We start from the raw sequence: 17,333 nt of genomic DNA on the forward strand, positions 1-17,333 counted from the left end.
CCCCCAACACCCCGTTGTGCCCCGAGGCCCGCCTAGTGCGGGCCTTTTTCATTTCTGGAGATACACATGGCCCTTCGCCTCAAAGGGACCGCGCCCAAGCCGGGTGCGCCCGATAAGCGCTACTACATGCTCGACGTGCAGGAGGGATACCGGCGCGTGCGCTTGTCCACCGGCACCCGCGACCGCGTGGCAGCCGAGCGCAAGGAGCAGGCGGTCCTCGACGCCCTGCGCGACGACCCCGAGATTGCAGAGGACGCGCTGCGGGAGCTGATTCGGGGCAAGTCCCGGTCGGTGCAGATGGCCGTGGCGAAGGCCAAGGTCCGCCAGCGCACCCTCAAGGACGCGATGGACGACGCGCTGGACGACCGCAACTTTTGGGGCAAGCTCCGGTCCATCGACACCGTGCGTACCAACTGCAAGGTGGTCCAGAGCTACCTGGGCGAGGAAACGCCCATCAACGACATCACGCAGGCCGCGGTCAACGACATGGCGCAGCGCATGCTCGCCGACAAGGCGGCTCCCGCCACCGTGAACCGCAAGATGCAGTGCCTCCTTGCCCTACTGAAACGCGAGAGGAAGGCCGGCCGGTTCTTGGGAGAGCTGCCCGAGTACAGCTTGGCCGACGAGAGGGACAACGCACGCACGTTCGTCCTGAACGTTGAGGACGAGGAATTGATCCTGGCGCGGCTGCTGGAGTGGGACACGCTCCCGAACGGCCCTGCCGGAGGGCACCCACGGGTGCGCGACGGGGCGGACTACCGCGACCTGTTCGTGTGCCTCGCCGACCTGGGCTGCCGCATGAGCCAGGCCATCGGCATCCGGTGGTCCGAAGTAGTCGATCAGGGCGGAAGGCTCCACGTCCGCTTCTGGCGGCACGCTACGCTCAAGAAGGGGCGTCCCCGCACCCTACCCTGCACCGCCCGTGTCGCCGAGGTTCTACAGCGGCGCAAGGACGCCCTGGCGGCCACATCGGACGGCCCCTTCACGATGCTCAATCGCACGCGCGCCGACCGGCTGTGGCAATGGGCCATCAAGGGGACACATCTCGCTTCCGAGAAGGAGTGCGTACCGCATGCGCTCCGCCATACGTGCGCCACTCGGCTGCTGCTGGCGACCGGCAACATCAAGCTCGTGCAGGAGTGGCTCGGACACCGCGACATCCAGACCACCTCAGCGGTCTACGCGAAGGTACTGGCCGAGCAATCGCTCCAAGGCATGTCTGCACTGGAGCAGTTCCGCCTCCCAGCCGCCTCGAACGGAACAGGTGACGTTCCGAGACAGGGATCAATTGCCAAAGCGGGAATCCAATAGGACAACTGACCGTCGCCAGCTTATTTTTCAATCACTTAGGCAATCTGTGCTCGGCCAGATGGTGCGAAAGGCGGGACTCGAACCCGCACGAGGTCACCCTCACTGGAACCTAAATCCAGGGCGTCTACCAATTCCGCCACTTTCGCGTGGCCGGCACAGGTGTTCATTGTCGCAGGCGGCGACTGGAATCGGAAGGCCTGCACAAAGCTGAATCCACTACGCTCCGCGCCATCGCTGCATCGCGGCCAGCCTGGCGGGTGCGCGACCCGCCGGGCTGGCCGCAGCCTACTGCTGCGGTACCGTGCGGGCCGGCGCCGCGCCTGAGCCCGGGTCGACGGCCGCGTCCACCTTCCGGACCTCCACGCCCCCATCGTCGGTGCGACGCAGGGACACCGACGCCGGCGCAGCCCTGCGCACATCCACCGAACCGTCCGCATTGCGCTGTACGTCCACCGCGCCGGGCAGGACCTCCCCCTCCGCGGGCCGGGCCGGCCGCAACTGCATGGCGTCGTCGATCTGGCGCGCCGGAATGCGCTCTGCGCCCGCATCACGCTCGACAGCCTGCGCAGGATCATTGCCCGGCGTGCAGGCCGCCAGTGCCATCAACGCGAAGGGAATCCACACCGTGCCGTGCAATCGAGTGATCTCAGCCATCAACATCTTCCTTCCTGCATGCGCCATCGGCGCGGAAGATCTATTGGGTGCGATGCAGGACGCCATGCGGTGAGAAGCAGTGCACAGCATTGAAAGCACTGATGACGCGTATGCCCCTGATTTCAGCACTGCTTCAGTGGATCCACGCCATGCGTGGATGAAGCGCAACCCGGCGTGCGGGCAAGAAAAAAGCCACCTGGATGACCAAGTGGCTTTCGTCTGGTGGGCTGTCAAGGATTCGAACCTTGGACCTATTGATTAAGAGTCAACTGCTCTACCAACTGAGCTAACAGCCCGAAATCGGGGTGCGAATTATGACCCGATCCGCTCGGTGGGTGCAAGCACTTTCTTCAACATCGTTGAAACCAGCACTGCGATCCCTATGCGTTGCAGATCCACGCCAGGCGGGGCCCTGCAACGTGTGGCCCATTGAAACGAAAGGGTCACACCTATAAGAAAAAAGCCACCTGGCGTACCAGGTGGCTTCCGTCTTGGTGGGCCGTCAAGGATTCGAACCTTGGACCTATTGATTAAGAGTCAACTGCTCTACCAACTGAGCTAACGGCCCGTGAAACTCAGACGCACATTGTAGCGTGCTTTCTGTTTATTGCAATACCGTTTCGGCTGCGCCGATGCGGTTGAATCAGTGGGGTGGCTGAGGGGATTCGAACCCCCGACCACCGGAATCACAATCCGGTACTCTAACCAACTGAGCTACAGCCACCACTGAAACTTTCGCTCCACCGCCGATACCGCCAGCACTGGAACCTTGAAACCTTGCCTGGAGACTGTCACCGAAGTTCCGGTCCGCCGAAGCGAGTCCGATATTCTGGTGGAGTCTTTACGCTTTTGCAAGCACTTCTTCACATCCGCCGATGCGATCCCGCTGTCCCGCCAATGGCGCGCCCGACAGGAATCGAACCTGTAACCGCCGGCTTAGAAGGCCGGTGCTCTATCCAGTTGAGCTACGGGCGCCCGAACCGGAACGGTGTCCAATCCGACGTGACGTGGGATTGGTCGGGGTAGAGGGATTCGAACCCCCGACATCCTGCTCCCAAAGCAGGCGCGCTACCAGACTGCGCTATACCCCGGTCTTGCAATCCCCTCGGGTCAGGCCCGGGGAGTTGGTCATTGTCGCCAAGCGCGTTGGGAACTGTCAACGAAGGATGCGCAGTTCCGCGGCCTGCCACAACGCCGAAAGCAGTCATCGGCTATGCTCACGCCCATCGGCCGGATGGCCGTCCTGACCCTCATTCGCACGGAGAACACGCATGCGCAGCGGCAACCCGGCTCTTTCCGAGTCGACCTTCCTCGACCTCGCCAGCGGTTCGGTGGTGACCAGCCCCGACCAGGCAATGACCCTCAACGGCACCGTCAACAAGACCGGTTTCCTGCTGCTGTTGACCGTGCTGACGGCCGCTTTCGCCTGGAACCAGACCATCGACGACTACGGCCAGGTCATGGCCGGAGCCAGGTTGTATGCCATGGGCGGCGCCATCGGCGGCCTGGTGCTGGCGCTGATCACCATCTTCAAGAAGGAATGGTCGCCGGTCACCGCGCCGATGTATGCGCTGGTGGAAGGCGTGTTCCTCGGCGCCATCTCGGCCCTGTTCAACGCCAAGTTCCCGGGCATCGTGTTCCAGGCCGTGCTGCTGACCTTCGGCACCCTGTTTGCGCTGCTGTTCGCGTACCGCAGCGGCGTGATCAAGGCCACCGAGAACTTCAAGTTGGGCGTGGTCGCCGCCACCGGCGGCATCGCCCTGCTCTACCTGGCCTCGTTCGTGCTGGGCTTCTTCAACATCAACGTGCCGGTGATCCACGACTCCAGCTGGCTGGGCATCGCCTTCAGCCTGTTCGTGGTGGTCGTGGCGGCGCTGAACCTGGTGCTGGATTTCGACTTCATCGAAACCGGCGTGGCCCAGCGCGCGCCGAAGTACATGGAGTGGTATGGCGCATTCGGCCTGATGGTGACCCTGGTCTGGCTGTATGTGGAGTTCCTGCGCCTGCTGTCGAAGATCCAGCAGCGCTGAGTCCAGCCACGCCGAGAGAGACAAGCCGCGATCCGCAAGGGTCGCGGCTTTTTTGTAGAGTCGAGCAAGCCCACACGTCCCCTGCCCCCATGCCCGACACCTTCCACAGCTACCGCCCGGCAGAGGGCCACCGTCTGCCGCATGACCCGTTCAACGCCATCATCGGCCCGCGCCCGATCGGCTGGATTTCCAGCCGCGACGCACAGGGCACGTTGAACCTGGCGCCCTACAGCTTCTTCAACGCCTTCAACTACACCCCGCCGATCATCGGCTTCTCCAGCCAGGGCCGCAAAGACTCGCTGCGCAACATTGAAGCCACCGGTGAATTCGTGTGGAACCTGGCCACCTTCGACCTGGCCGAGGCGATGAACGAAAGCTGCCGTGCGGTCGCGCCGGATGTCGACGAGTTCGTCCTTGCCGGCCTGACGCCACTGGCCTCAACGCAGGTCACACCGCCCCGCGTGGCACAGAGCCCGGTAAGCATGGAATGCCGCTGCACGCAGATCGTCCGCCTGCGCGATGCCGCCGGCCAGGACACCAACGGCTGGCTGGTGCTGGGCGAAGTCGTGACGGTGCATATCGATGAACGGCTGCTGGTCGATGGCATCTACGACACCGCTGCGGCGGCCCCGATCCTGCGCGGCGGCGGGCCTGCCGACTACTTCCGCATCGGTGCCGGACAGCGCTTCCGCATGTTCCGCCCGACCTGACGTTCAACCGGTTACGACCGCGCCAGCAGCGCCGGCATCGACGACGCCAGCAATGCGATGCCCGACGCGGTCAACAGGCTCAGTACGATCTGCCGGAAGCGCGCCTCGCTGATGCCGATGTAGACGCGCGCACCCAGCAGGGTCGGCACCAGCATCGCCGGCGCCACGATGGCGAAGTACGGCAGCATCTGCCGGCTCACCAGGCCGCTGCCGACATAGGTGGCCATGGTCACTGCCAGCATCGCCAGGTTGAAGTTCTGGATGACCGCGCGCTGCTCGTCCCTGCCGAAGCCACGCAGCGTGCTCCACAGCGTCGGCACCGGTCCGGCGAAACCGCCGATGCCGCTGAGCACCCCACCTGCCATGCCGGCGATCGCGTCACCGATACGACCACCCACGCGGATCGGCGGCAATGATCGCGCCATCAGCATCACCGGGCACCACAGCGCAAGGAAGCCGCCCAGCAGCGCCTTGAACCAGTCCATGTCCAGGTGTGGCAGTACCATCACGCCGAGCGGAATGCCCGCCAGGCCGCCCAGCACGAACGGCAGCAGCAGGCGCAGGTTGAAGCCACGCCGCACGGTGAACACGGCCACCAGCTGACCGACCAGCGCGCCGAACACCGACAGCGCAGCGGCCAGTCGCGGCTCCAGCCCCCATGCCCAGAACAACATCGCTACCATCCCGAAGGCGAAACCGGACAGGCCCTGTACGAATCCGGCGACGATCGCGCCAAGCGCGACCAGCAGATACACCGACTCCATCATCACCCCGGCTGCAACCGCGCGACTACCCTGCCGCGCTCACCTGTGCAGCGTAGTGCGCCGCGAGATGCTCGACCAGCGCACGCACCTTGGGCGCCAGTGCACGTGCATGCGGGTACAGCGCGAAGTAGCGTCGCTGGCCCGCATGCCAGGCCGGCAGCACGCGGATCAAACGACCGGCGCGCAGATCCTCCTGCACGGTGAAGGCGGTGAACAGGCTGATGCCCATGCCGGCCAGCGCGGCGGCGTACAGTGCGGGCGTGGCATCCACGCGCAGGCGCTGCCCGGCTTCGATGCTCGCGGTTGCGCCGCGCGGCCCCTGCAACTGCCAGGGCGGCATTGCTGGCGTGGGACTGAAACCCAGCAGCGTGTGATGAGCCAGGTCCGCTGCCTGCCGCGGCAGTCCGTGGTGTGCCAGGTAGGCCGGTGCGGCGACCAGGATGCGCGGGCAGCTGGCCAGCTCGCGCGCGACCAGCTGGCTGTCCGGCAGTGAAGCCGCGATGCGCAGGGCCAGGTCGAAACCACCACCGACCACATCGACCAGCTGGTCATCGGCCGACAGGTCCAGCGTGACCTGGGGGTAACGCTGCAGGAATGACGGCAGCCAGTGCGGCAGCTCCTGGCTGGCCACCACCTGCGGCACGCTGATCCTCACGCTTCCACTGGGCTGCGCCTGCCCGGCACGGGCACGGTCGTCGGCTTCCTGCAGGCGGTCCAGCAGCGTTGCCGCCTCACGGTAGTAGTCGCGCCCGGCCTCGGTCAACGACAGCCGGCGGCTGTTGCGATCGAGCAGGCGCACCTGCAGGTGTTCTTCCAGCTGCCGCAGTTGCCGCGACATCGCCGAGTGGGTGGTACCGAGGCGCTCGGCTGCCGCGGTGAAGCTGCCCGCATCGACGATGGCGCGCAGTGCACGCAGGGCAGCGAAGTGATCCATCGGCGGGCAGCTCCACGTGGCGGAGCCCGCGGCATGCGGGCCCCGCCAGCTTATCAAGCGCCGTCGCCGGCCTTGCGCACCGGCAGTGCCAGGATCGCGTCAGTCGTCATGACATCGCCGAAGGCGTCCTCGATCTGGGCCAGAGCGGCTTCATGCAGCGTGCGATGGCCGATGCGCCGGCCGCCAGCCAGGTCCAGGTCACGGCTGGCGCTGGCATCGGACGAGACGATCACCCGGTAACCACGGGGCGCGGCCGCCGCGTCGCGCGCGGCACCAGCCACGCAGGCATGGGTCTGCAGGCCGGTGACGATCAGGGTGTCGATGCCGGCGTTCTTCAGCAGCGGGTCGAGCACGGTGGAGGACGCGCCGGCGAACACGCTGACATTGTCCTTCTGCACCACGGTCTCGCCCTGGCGCGGCTGCAGGTCGCGATGGAAGGCAGCATTGACGCTGCCCTGTGCGAACAGCGGCGCACCCGCCGGCAGCACGTGCTGCACATGGATCACGCGGATGCCATGAGCATCGGCGAATTCGACCACCCGCTTCGCCTGCCGCAGCGCGGCCACGCCATCGGGAATGACCATGCGGCCACCGGCAAGGCCCGGTGCGGCCGTGGCATCGAAGTACTCATTCTGGAAGTCGATGACCAGCACGGCGGTCTTTGCCGCATCCAGCGAGGTCGCGACCGGCGCGCCAGCCATGTGGCGGATGGTGGGATGGGCCGGCTCGGCGGCGGCGACCGGGGCGGTGGTGGCCATGCCGATCAGGCTGGCCAGGCCGAAGGCGGTGAGGTTCATGTTCGAGCTCCAGTGCGTTGGGAAGTGGGCACAGGATGCGGAGCGCATGACGCACGAACCAGCCGCGTAGCGGCACATGATCTGTGCAATGTACGCACAGACAATTTCCATGTAGAGCCACCCCATGGGTGGCTGCGGACCAAGGCCCCGTCATTCCACGCACGGCGTGGATCTACCGGGCCGGCCCACAACGCAACGGGGCGCCCGAAGGCGCCCCGCTGTGGATCCAACCGAGGTCGGCCGGCCGCTTACAGGCGGCTGGCGATGGCCTGGGCAAAGCTCATGGTGGTGCCGGTGCCGCCCAGGTCGCCGGTCAGCGAATCCTTGGCTTCCATGGTCGCCACGATGGCCTTGCGCAGGCGCTCGGCGTTTTCCGGCTGGCCGACATGGTCCAGCATCTGCGCGGCTGCCAGCAGCAGCGCGCACGGATTGGCCTTGCCCTGGCCGGCGATGTCCGGCGCGGTGCCGTGCACGGCTTCGAAGATCGCCGCGTCCTTGCCGATGTTGGCACCCGGGGCCAGGCCCAGGCCGCCGACGAGACCGGCGCACAGGTCGGAGATGATGTCGCCGAACAGGTTGGTGGTGACGATCACATCGAACTGTTCCGGACGCATCACCAGCTGCATGCAGCAGTTGTCGACGATCATTTCCTGGAACTCGATCTCCGGGTACTGTGCGGCGACTTCACGGGCGACGTTCAGGAACAGGCCCGAGGTCGACTTGATGATGTTGGCCTTGTGCACGGCAGTGACCTTCTTGCGGCCAGTGCTCTTGGCCAGCTCGAAGGCGTAGCGCACGATGCGCTCGGAGCCCTTGCGGGTGATGCGGGTGCCGGAGAAGGCGGTTTCGCCGTCGGCCGACACTTCCTGGCCTTCGGCCAGGTAGGCACCTTCGGTGTTCTCACGGACGGTGATCAGGTCGACGTTGTCGAAACGCGACTTGGTGTTCGGGAAGGTGTGGGCCGGACGCACGTTGGCGTACAGGTCGAAGTGGCGGCGCAGGCTGACGTTGATCGAGGTGAAGCCACCACCGACCGGGGTGGTCAGCGGGCTCTTCAGCGCGACCTTGTTGCGCGCGATCGATTCCAGGGTCACTGCCGGCATCAGGTCGCCATGCTTTTCCAGGGCCACCAGGCCGGCGTCGGCGTCTTCGTACTCCAGGCCAGTCTTGAGCTGGTCGAGCACGAACAGGGTGGCGTCCATGATTTCCGGGCCAATGCCGTCGCCGCGGATGACCGTAATTTTCTGCGTCATTGATCGATGTTCCGAACAGGGGGAAAAACGCCGTCCGGACGTGCCCGGAAACGCCGGCGCAAAGGAAGTTTCACCGGCAATTATGCCTGAGCCGGGGCCGAGGTCCCAAATAGACCATGGTCCCAGTGCCCGGCCCAGGCAGAATTGCCCGCGCATTCCGCCTTATCCCCGCGCCTGTCGGCGCGCCCCCTTGAACAACAAGGGGGCTCCTGGGCTGTTGGATCGTGGGAAGGCCCCTCGCGGGTGCGGTAGTGCCGGCCGCTGGCCGGCAACCCCGGCCATGCCGGATTCAGGGAATACCGGCCAGCGGCCGGCACGCCCCTCAGTGCTCGTGCGCTGCCGGGGCGGCGGCGCCACCTTCAAGCTGGTCGAGGAAGTCGACCGCGCGGCGCAGGTGCGGGATCACGATCGATCCGCCCACCACCAGGCCGACCGAGAAGGTCTCGAAGAACTCCTCGCGGGTCACGCCGGCGTCCTTGCACTGGGCCACGTGATAGCTGATGCAGTCGTCGCAGCGCAGCACCATCGAGGCCACCAGGCCCAGCAGCTCCTTGGTCTTCACGTCCAGCGCGCCGGCCTGGTAGGTCTGCGTGTCCAGCGCGAAGAAGCGGCGCACCACCTGGTTCGGCTCACCCAGGATCCGCTCGTTCATGCGCTTGCGGAACTCGGTGAACTCGGCGATGCGGTCCTTGCTGCCGTCGTCGGCCGCGCTCATGCCTGGCCCTGCCCGGCCAGCAGCGGCTCGAGCTTGCCTTCACGGTGCAGGGCCATCATGTCGTCGTAGCCGCCGACATGGACGTCGCCGACGAAGATCTGCGGCACGCTGGTGCGGCGGGTCAGCGCCATCATCTTCTCGCGCTCGGCCGGGTCCAGGTCGATGCGGACCTCGGTCCACTGCTGGCCCTTGCTCTTCAGGAAGTTCTTGGCGGCCACGCAGTACGGGCAGACGGCGGTGGAATAGATGGTGATGGCGGGGGCACCGCCGGCGGTCTGGGCTGTCACGGGAAACTCCACGATGGATCGACGGTCTACATATGGTACCGGTGCGCTGGAATTTCCACGCCACGGCCGCAACACTGTGGATTAACGAATGGTTGCCCCCCGCCCTGCCACGCTTGGCGCGCCCCGCCCGAGGAACTCCTGCTTGCGAGCCCTGCTGCTGACTACCGCCGTCACCCTGGCCCTGGCCATGCCGCTGGCCCAGGCCCAGGAGAAGCTGCCCGACATCGGCTCCTCGGCCGGCGAGCTGCTGACCCCGGCCCGCCAGGCCGAGTACGGCGCGATGATGCTGCGCGAGCTGCGCAACTACGGCTACCTGCTGGAAGATCCGCTGGTCAACGACTGGCTGCAGACCATGGGCACCCGTCTCGGCTCCAACAGTGACCAGCCACGGCAGCCGTACACCTTCTTCGTGATGAACGACCGCCAGATCAACGCGTTCGCCACGCTGGGCGGCTACATCGGGGTCAATGCCGGCCTGGTGCTGACCGCCGAGCGCGAGGACGAGGTCGCTGCGGTGCTGTCCCACGAAATCGCCCACGTCACCCAGCAGCATGTGCTGCGCGGCGTCGAGCGCGCCCAGCGTGACCAGATCCCGATCCTGCTGGGCATGCTGGCGGCGGTGGTGGCCGCCCAGGCCAGCAACAGCACGTCGTCCGGCAACGCGACGATGGCCGCGATCAGCTCGGGCATGGGCCTGATGCAGCAACGGCAGATCAACTACACCCGCTCCAACGAGTCCGAGGCCGACCGCCTGGGCATCCGCACCCTGTCGCGCAGCGGCTACGACGTGGATGCCATGGCCGGCTTCTTCGAACGGATGTCGGCGGCCATGCGTGGCAACGAAGGGGGCTACAGCGTGCCCGAGTTCCTGCGCACCCACCCGGTCAACATCACCCGCATCAGCGAAGCCAAGGCCCGCGCCGAGCAGATGAAGAAGGATACGGTGCTGCTGACCACCAGCACCCCCACCGGCGAGCGCAAGGAGCGGGTGGACCCGGCCGATCCCAGCCTGGGCGAGCCGCTGCTGCGCGGCAACAACCCGCTGCTGCCCAGCAGTGTGCTGCGCCTCCCGATCGGCCAGCTCAACCGTGGCGCCAGCGGCGACTTCGACTGGGCACGTGAGCGCCTGCGCGTGCTCAGCGCGGATTCCACCCCCGAGCTGGAACGCGAGTATGCCGACCTGGCCAAGCGGCAGAAGGACGGTCTCAACGATGCGCAGCGCTATGGCCAGGCGCTGGCGGTCATGCGCGGTGGCCGTGCCGGCGCCGGCCAGGCCCGGCAGACCCTGGCCGGCCTGCTCCAGACCCATCCCGGCAACCTGTGGCTGGCGCTGGGCCTGGGCGAAGCGGAATCGCGGGCAGGCCAGGCGGCCCAAGCCAACAGCCGCTTCGAGCAGCTGCTGCGCGAACACCCCAACAGCCGCCCGGTGGCACTGACCTATGCCGAGATCCTGAACGAACAGGGCAACCGCGAGGCCGGCCAGCGCGCGCAGGCGATGCTGCGCCCCCTGTTGTCGCAAAGCGGTAACGATCCGGTCTTCCAGCAGCGCTTTGCCCGCGCCAGCGAGCTGGCCGGCGACAGCGTGCGTGCCAGCGAGGCCTATGCCGAGGCCGCCTTCCTCAGCGGTCGGCCGGAACAGGCGCTGCTGCAGCTGCAGGCGCTCAAGCGCAACCCGGCGCTGGATTACATTGGCCGCGCGCGGGTCGATGCCCGCATCGAAGCGATCACCCCGACCGTGCTGGAGCTGCGCCGCCAGGGCGTGCAGGACCCGGACCTGGACCGGCGCTGAGCGCTGCATGACCGGCCGATGGCAATCCAGGCCGGTTCCGGCCGGGCAGTCACAAACATGTCATCAAACCGTAGTCTACTGGCACCACTCCAGTAACCGAGCCCTACGGTGTCCTCGTGCAGAAACGCATCCTGATCGTCGATGACGAGCCCGCGATCCGTGAAATGGTCGCCTTCGCCCTTCGCAAGGGCGATTACGAACCGGTCCACGCCGGCGATGCCCGGGAGGCCCAGACCGCGATCGCCGACCGCGTTCCGGACCTGATCCTGCTGGACTGGATGCTGCCCGGCACCAGCGGCCTGGACCTGGCCCGTCGCTGGCGCAAGGAAACGCTGACCCGCGAAGTGCCGATCATCATGCTGACCGCCCGCGGCGAAGAGAACGACCGCGTCGGTGGCCTGGAAGCCGGCGTCGACGACTACGTGGTCAAGCCGTTCTCGGCGCGCGAACTGCTGGCGCGCATCCGTGCGGTGATGCGCCGTGCCCGCGAGGACGACGAGGACGGCAGCGTGGCAGTCGGCCCGATCCGCATCGACGGCGCCGCCCATCGCGTGTTCGCCAACGACCAGCCGGTGCCGATCGGCCCGACCGAATACCGCCTGCTGCACTTCTTCATGACCCATCCGGAGCGCGTCTACACCCGCGCGCAGCTGCTGGACCATGTATGGGGTGGCAGCGTGTACGTGGAGGAGCGCACCATCGACGTGCATATCCGCCGCCTGCGCAAGACGCTGGAACCGTTCAACGCCGAGAACATGGTGCAGACCGTGCGCGGCGCCGGCTACCGGTTCTCCACTGCCACCTGAGTCTCGTCGTGCCGGCACCGCGCACCTGCGGGTGCCGGTGCCGGCAACTCTGCTATAACCCTTGGTTCACTCCAGTGAACCGCCGCACCTCAACGACGAGACCGCAATGCCCCGCCACATCCGCTCTGCCTGGTTGAAGACCCTGGCCACCGTTGCCGCGGTACTGCTGTTCGCCGGACTGGTGGGGTGGCTCACGGGCCATCTGTGGTTGTGCATCGCACTGGGCGCGCTGGCTACCCTGGCCTGGCATTACTGGCGCCTGCGCAGCGTGCTGCGGCGGCTGACCGCGCGCCAGCGCTGGGACACCGCCGAAGAAGGCACCGGCGTCTGGAACGAACTGGACCGCCTGCTGTATCGCAATCAGGTGGAAATGCGCGTGCGCAAGCGCCGCCTGCTGGACATGCTGCGCAGCTACCGCGCCGCCGCCGCCGCATTGCCCGACGCGGTGGTGGTGCTGGACCGCAACAGCCAGCGCGTGCAGTGGTTCAACGAAGCGGCCACCGCCCTGCTCGGCCTGCACCATCCCGGCGACCTTGGCGAGGCCCTGGTCGAACGCCTGCAGCCGATGCCGCTGGCCCACTGGCTGGCCGGTGGCCGCAATGCCGAACCGATCCTGGACGTGCCCTCGCCGGTCGATCCGGCGATCCGCCTGAACCTGCGCCTGATTCCCTATTCGTCGGATTACTGGCTGCTGATCGCCCGCGACGTCAGCAAGCTGCTGCGCCTGGAACAGGTGCGCCGCGACTTCGTGGCCAATGTTTCACACGAGCTGCGCACGCCGCTCACCGTGGTCCACGGCTACCTGGACATGATGGATCCGGAGGACTTCCCCGGCACCGGCCCGATGCTGGAAGAAATGCGCAAGCAGAGCCAGCGCATGGCCCAGCTGGTGGAAGACCTGCTGACCCTGTCGCGGCTGGAATCGCAGGAGCACAGCGAGGAAGAGACCGTGGCCATGCAGCCGATGCTGGCGACCCTGCGCCGCGAGGCCGAGGCGCACAGCCAGGGCCGCCACCAGATCAGCATCGATGATCTGGCCGGTGTCGACCTGCAGGGTTCGACCAAGGAACTGCACAGTGCCTTCTCCAACCTGGTCACCAACGCGGTGCGCTATACCCCGGCCGGGGGCCGCATTGCGGTGGAGTTCCGCCGCGAAGGCGACGGCGCCGTGCTGGCGGTGCGCGATTCCGGCTACGGCATTCCCGCCACCCACCTGCCGCGCCTGACCGAACGTTTCTACCGTGTGTCCAGCAGCCGCTCGCGCGAGAGCGGCGGCACCGGGCTGGGCCTGTCCATCGTCAAGCACATCCTCGGCCTGCACCACGCACGGCTGGAGATTGAAAGCGAAGTCGGCAAGGGCTCGGTGTTCTCCTGCCATTTCGATGCCGACCACGTGCGCCCGCGCGAGTCCGCCCCCCTGACCTCCATCGAAGAATGACGCCATGAGCAGCCTCGGATCCCTCCCCCTCCCCGTGAGCCCGGACAACGATCCGTTGCGCGACCCGTCGCTGTACATCAACCGCGAGCTGTCGCAGCTGGATTTCAACTTCCGCGTGCTGGCGCAGGCCATGGACCCGCAGGTGCCGCTGCTGGAGCGCCTGCGCTTCATGTGCATCTCCTGCACCAACCTCGACGAGTTCTTCGAGATCCGTGCCGCCGCCGTGCGCCACGCGCAGGAATTCGGCCTGCCGCCGGCGCCGGACGGCATGAGCCCGCAGGCCATCCTCAACGCCATCCATGACCGCGCTGCGGAGCTGGTGGACCAGCAGTACCGCTGCTGGAACGAGACGCTGCGCCCGGCGCTGATGGAGGCCGGCATCGGCGTGCTCGGTCGCCATTCCTGGACCGACCGCCAGAGGCGCTGGCTGCGCGCCTACTTCCGCAACGAGATCATGCCGGTGCTGTCGCCGCTGGGCCTGGACCCGGTGCACCCGTTCCCGAAGATCCTCAACAAGTCGCTGAACATCGTGGTGGTGCTGAAGGGCACCGATGCGTTCGGCCGCGCCGGCCACCTGGCGATCGTGCGTGCGCCGCGCTCGCTGCCGCGCATCATCCAGCTGCCGGAGAAGCTCGGCGGATCGCAGAACTTCGTGTTCCTGTCCTCGGTGCTGTCGACCTTCGTCGATGAGCTGTTCCCGGGCATGGAAGTCCAGGGTGCCTACCAGTTCCGTGTCACCCGCAACTCCGAGCTGGTGGTGGACGAGGAGGAAGTGGAGAACCTGGCGCTGGCGCTGCGCGACGAACTGGTCGACCGCGGCTACCGGCCGGCGGTGCGCCTGGAGATCGCCCACGACATGCCGCGCGAGATCGTGCGCACGCTGCTGCAGAATTTCGGCCTGACCGAGAACGCGGTGTACCGCATCGACGGCCCGGTCAACCTCAACCGCATCATCCAGCTGTACGACCTGATCGCGCAGCCAGACCTGAAGTACCCGCCGATGACCCCGCGCACGCTGCGCGACAGCGACGGCATCTTCGAGACCACGGCGCGCCAGGACCTGCTGCTGCACCACCCGTTCGATGCCTTCACCGCGGTGCTGGACCTGATCCGGCAGGCGGCGATCGATCCCAACGTGCTGGCGATCAAGCAGACGCTGTACCGCACCGGCAAGGATTCGCTGATCGTCGACGCACTGATCCAGGCCGCGCGCAACGGCAAGGATGTGACTGTAGTGGTCGAACTGCGTGCGCGCTTCGACGAAGAGGCCAACCTGGGCCTGGCCGATCGCCTGCAGGAGGCCGGGGTGCAGGTGGTGTACGGCGTGGTCGGCTACAAGACCCACGCCAAGATGCTGCTGATCGTGCGCCGCGAAGGCCGCAAGCTGCGCCGCTACGTGCACCTGGGCACCGGCAACTACCACAGCGGCACTGCCCGCGCGTACACCGACATCAGCCTGATCACCGCCGATCCGGACATCGGCAATGACGTGCACCTGTTGTTCCAGCAGCTGTCCGGGCTGGCCTCGAAGATGAAGCTCAAGCGCCTGCTGCAGTCGCCCTTCACCCTGCACACCGGCATCCTCGGCCGTATCGAGCGCGAGACGCGCATCGCCGCCGCCGGCCGCCCAGCGCGGATCATCGCCAAGATGAACGCGTTGAACGAACCGCAGGTGGTGCGCGCGCTGTACGCCGCGTCGCAGGCCGGCGTGCAGATCGACCTGATCATCCGTGGCGCCTGCACCCTGCGTCCGGGCGTTCCGGGTGTCTCGGACAACATCCGCGTGCGCTCGATCGTCGGCCGCTTCCTGGAGCACAGCCGCGTCTACTGGTTCGGCAACGACGGCGCGCCGGAGATGTACTGCGCCAGCGCCGACTGGCTGGAACGCAACCTGCTGCGCCGGGTCGAGACCTGCTTCCCGATCCTCGATCCGGAACTGGCCAAGCGGGTGTACCGCGAGGTCCTGCAGAACTACCTGGACGACAACCTCAACGCCTGGGAACTGGACGCCGACGGCCTCTACCACAAGCGTGCGCCGGCGCACGACGAAGCCCCGCATTCTGCGCAGATGGCATTGATGCAGGGGCTGTAGTCCTGCCCCGGTGGACCCCGACCGCAGGTCGGGATTCGATCAGCGGTCGCCCGGGGTCAGATCCCTTTCCTGCGGGAAAGGGATCTGACCCCTTGCAATCCTGCTGCACGCCTCCTTCCAAAATGTGAAGGCCGCGCGGTGACGAGCACACCGCCGCTTCGGCTAACATTCGCCCATGCCGCATACCTCCACGACTCCGCCCGCATTGCAGGATGGCGACCTGCTGGCCGCCATCGACCTTGGCTCCAACAGTTTCCACATGGTCATCGCGCGCTACACGCTCGGCCAGCTGCGGGTGATCGACCGCCTGCGCGAGACGGTGCGCATGGCCGACGGGCTGGATGGCAAAGGCGGACTGTCTTCCGCCGCACGGCAGCGCGCGCTGGAATGCCTGGCCCGTTTCGGCCAGCGCATCCGCAATGTGCCGCCGCATCGGGTGCGCGCGCTGGCCACCAACACGGTGCGCCAGCTGCGTTCTCCCCAGTCGTTCCTGGTCCCGGCCGAAACTGCACTGGGACACGCCATCGAAGTGGTCAGCGGCCGCGAAGAAGCCCGCCTGATCTACCTGGGCGTGGCCCACGCGCAACCCCCCAAGCCCGGCCAGCGCCGGCTGGTGATCGACATCGGTGGCGGCTCCACTGAATTCATCATCGGCATGGGCATGCAGACCCTGGAGCGCGAAAGCCTGCAGGCCGGTTGCATCGCCAGCACCCGGCGCTTCTTCCCCGGCGGCAAGCTCAGCAAGAAGCGCTGGAAGGACGCGCTGGCCGAGATCGGCCGCGAGTTCCAGCCCTTCGCCAGCAAGTATCGCGCGCTGGGCTGGCAGGAAGCGCTGGGCTCTTCGGGCACGCACAAGGCGATCAGCGAGATCTGCGCGACGATGAAGCTGAGCAAGGGCGCGATCACCGCCGAGGCCCTGCCGCAACTGCGCGATGAGCTGCTGAAGGCCAAGAAGATCGACGACATCCAGTTGCCGGGCCTGTCCAGCGACCGCCGCCCGATCATCGCCGGCGGCATCCTGGTGCTGGAAGCGGCGTTCCAGGCACTTGGCCTGCAGAAGCTGCTGGTCAGCAAGGCCGCGATGCGCGAGGGCATCCTCTACGACATCGTCGGCCGTGCCGGCGAGAACGACCTGCGTGATGAATCGGTAGCTGCGCTCAGCCAGCGCTACGGTATCGATACGGTACAGGCCGACCGCGTGCAGGACACTGCTCTGTCACTGCTGGAGCAGGTGCAGGAACGCTGGAAGCTCGATGCCGATGATGCGCGCATGCTCGGCTGGGCCGCACGCCTGCACGAACTGGGCCTGATGATTGCCCACAGCGGCTACCACGTGCATGGCAGCTACGTGCTGGAGCACTCGGACATCGCCGGCTTCTCCCGCCAGGAACAGCAGATGCTGGCCGCGCTGGTGCGCAGCCATCGCCGCAGCGTGACCAAGACCGCCTTCGACGCCCTGCCCGAGCGACTGCTGCTGACCGCGCGCCGGTTGGCGGCCCTGCTGCGGCTGGCGGTGCTGCTCAACCGCGCGCATGAGGACGACCCGCTGCCGGCGCTGGAACTGACCGCCGACGACAACCGGCTGTCGCTGATCGTGCCGCAGGCGTTCATCGATGCCCGTCCGCTGCTGCGCGCCGACCTGATCGGCGAGACCGACGGGATCGCCGGGCTGGGCATCCAGTTCCGTCCGTTCGTAGCCTGAATACGCCGTCGCCTGTTGTCCACAGGACAGCAGGAGTGACGCACTTCGCAC

The 17,333-nt window shown here is 66.8% G+C and carries 15 protein-coding genes and 6 tRNA genes; 8 read left to right on the forward strand and 13 right to left on the reverse strand.

Features of this window, described 5'->3' with window-relative positions; translation table 11 throughout:
• Positions 1-66: 66 nt before the first annotated feature.
• Positions 67-1,311 (forward strand): tyrosine-type recombinase/integrase, encoded by a 1,245-nt coding sequence (locus VG561_RS09315; protein WP_049417433.1) that lies wholly within the window; start codon positions 67-69, stop codon positions 1,309-1,311.
• Between the two features lie 59 nt (positions 1,312-1,370).
• Here the strand turns inward: VG561_RS09315 and VG561_RS09320 are convergent.
• The 7 genes from VG561_RS09320 to VG561_RS09350 form a co-directional block, all read right to left on the reverse strand.
• Positions 1,371-1,457, reverse strand: a tRNA-Leu gene (locus tag VG561_RS09320).
• Between the two features lie 139 nt (positions 1,458-1,596).
• On the reverse strand, positions 1,597-1,965 hold the full coding sequence (locus VG561_RS09325) for a hypothetical protein (RefSeq protein WP_126411772.1): 369 nt from the start codon (positions 1,963-1,965) through the stop codon (positions 1,597-1,599).
• 220 nt (positions 1,966-2,185) lie between these two features.
• Positions 2,186-2,261: transfer RNA gene (locus VG561_RS09330), tRNA-Lys, on the reverse strand.
• A gap of 196 nt (positions 2,262-2,457) precedes the next feature.
• Positions 2,458-2,533: transfer RNA gene (locus VG561_RS09335), tRNA-Lys, on the reverse strand.
• Between the two features lie 79 nt (positions 2,534-2,612).
• Positions 2,613-2,689, reverse strand: a tRNA-His gene (locus VG561_RS09340).
• A 174-nt stretch (positions 2,690-2,863) separates the two neighbouring features.
• Positions 2,864-2,940: transfer RNA gene (locus tag VG561_RS09345), tRNA-Arg, on the reverse strand.
• 39 nt (positions 2,941-2,979) lie between these two features.
• A tRNA-Pro gene (locus VG561_RS09350) sits at positions 2,980-3,056 on the reverse strand.
• Between the two features lie 180 nt (positions 3,057-3,236).
• Here VG561_RS09350 and VG561_RS09355 point away from each other — a divergent pair.
• Both VG561_RS09355 and VG561_RS09360 read left to right on the forward strand, forming a co-directional pair.
• Entirely contained in the window at positions 3,237-3,995 is a 759-nt protein-coding gene (locus tag VG561_RS09355) for a Bax inhibitor-1/YccA family protein (protein WP_014646095.1), read from the forward strand.
• Positions 3,996-4,084: 89 nt separating this feature from the next.
• Positions 4,085-4,705, forward strand: a complete 621-nt coding sequence (locus VG561_RS09360; RefSeq protein WP_014646094.1) for a flavin reductase family protein — start codon at positions 4,085-4,087, stop codon at positions 4,703-4,705.
• A gap of 11 nt (positions 4,706-4,716) precedes the next feature.
• On the opposite strand, the gene VG561_RS09365 is transcribed toward VG561_RS09360, so the two are convergent.
• The 6 genes from VG561_RS09365 to grxC all read right to left on the reverse strand — a co-directional run bounded on the left by VG561_RS09365 (position 4,717) and on the right by grxC (position 9,455).
• Positions 4,717-5,469: a sulfite exporter TauE/SafE family protein gene (locus tag VG561_RS09365; protein ID WP_423179536.1), complete on the reverse strand. Its 753-nt coding sequence runs from the start codon at positions 5,467-5,469 to the stop codon at positions 4,717-4,719.
• A 25-nt stretch (positions 5,470-5,494) separates the two neighbouring features.
• The gene (locus VG561_RS09370; protein WP_032961780.1) at positions 5,495-6,403 is read right to left on the reverse strand and encodes a LysR family transcriptional regulator; all 909 of its coding nucleotides are present in this window, start codon (positions 6,401-6,403) and stop codon (positions 5,495-5,497) included.
• Positions 6,404-6,456: 53 nt separating this feature from the next.
• Positions 6,457-7,200 (reverse strand): cysteine hydrolase family protein, encoded by a 744-nt coding sequence (locus VG561_RS09375; protein ID WP_134808549.1) that lies wholly within the window; start codon positions 7,198-7,200, stop codon positions 6,457-6,459.
• 248 nt (positions 7,201-7,448) lie between these two features.
• A complete protein-coding gene (locus tag VG561_RS09380) occupies positions 7,449-8,453 on the reverse strand; it encodes an isocitrate dehydrogenase (RefSeq protein ID WP_014036138.1) in 1,005 nt (334 codons plus the stop codon).
• A 322-nt stretch (positions 8,454-8,775) separates the two neighbouring features.
• Complete coding sequence (locus VG561_RS09385; RefSeq protein ID WP_004154542.1) at positions 8,776-9,168, reverse strand: carboxymuconolactone decarboxylase family protein; 393 nt, start codon at positions 9,166-9,168, stop codon at positions 8,776-8,778.
• On the reverse strand, positions 9,165-9,455 hold the full coding sequence (gene grxC / locus VG561_RS09390) for a glutaredoxin 3 (RefSeq protein WP_004154541.1): 291 nt from the start codon (positions 9,453-9,455) through the stop codon (positions 9,165-9,167). Before grxC ends, VG561_RS09385 begins: the two co-directional genes overlap by 4 nt.
• Before the next feature lie 88 nt (positions 9,456-9,543).
• Here grxC and VG561_RS09395 point away from each other — a divergent pair, with 88 nt between their 5' ends.
• The 5 genes from VG561_RS09395 to ppx all read left to right on the forward strand — a co-directional run bounded on the left by VG561_RS09395 (position 9,544) and on the right by ppx (position 17,282).
• A complete protein-coding gene (locus VG561_RS09395; RefSeq protein ID WP_169410554.1) occupies positions 9,544-11,244 on the forward strand; it encodes a M48 family metalloprotease in 1,701 nt (566 codons plus the stop codon).
• Between the two features lie 116 nt (positions 11,245-11,360).
• Positions 11,361-12,050, forward strand: coding sequence for a phosphate regulon transcriptional regulator PhoB (phoB, locus tag VG561_RS09400; protein WP_005408258.1), 690 nt, complete (start codon positions 11,361-11,363; stop codon positions 12,048-12,050).
• A gap of 106 nt (positions 12,051-12,156) precedes the next feature.
• Positions 12,157-13,488 (forward strand): phosphate regulon sensor histidine kinase PhoR, encoded by a 1,332-nt coding sequence (phoR, locus tag VG561_RS09405; protein WP_423179535.1) that lies wholly within the window; start codon positions 12,157-12,159, stop codon positions 13,486-13,488.
• 4 nt (positions 13,489-13,492) lie between these two features.
• Positions 13,493-15,580 carry a polyphosphate kinase 1 gene (gene ppk1 / locus VG561_RS09410; protein WP_046429123.1) on the forward strand — a complete coding sequence of 696 codons (2,088 nt, stop codon included), beginning with the start codon at positions 13,493-13,495 and terminating at the stop codon, positions 15,578-15,580.
• Between the two features lie 175 nt (positions 15,581-15,755).
• Positions 15,756-17,282 carry an exopolyphosphatase gene (gene ppx / locus VG561_RS09415; RefSeq protein ID WP_032955928.1) on the forward strand — a complete coding sequence of 509 codons (1,527 nt, stop codon included), beginning with the start codon at positions 15,756-15,758 and terminating at the stop codon, positions 17,280-17,282.
• Positions 17,283-17,333 lie beyond the last annotated feature (51 nt).

Origin of the sequence: Stenotrophomonas sp. CASM110, assembly GCF_049384345.1 — a bacterium.
Classification (GTDB): domain Bacteria; phylum Pseudomonadota; class Gammaproteobacteria; order Xanthomonadales; family Xanthomonadaceae; genus Stenotrophomonas; species Stenotrophomonas muris.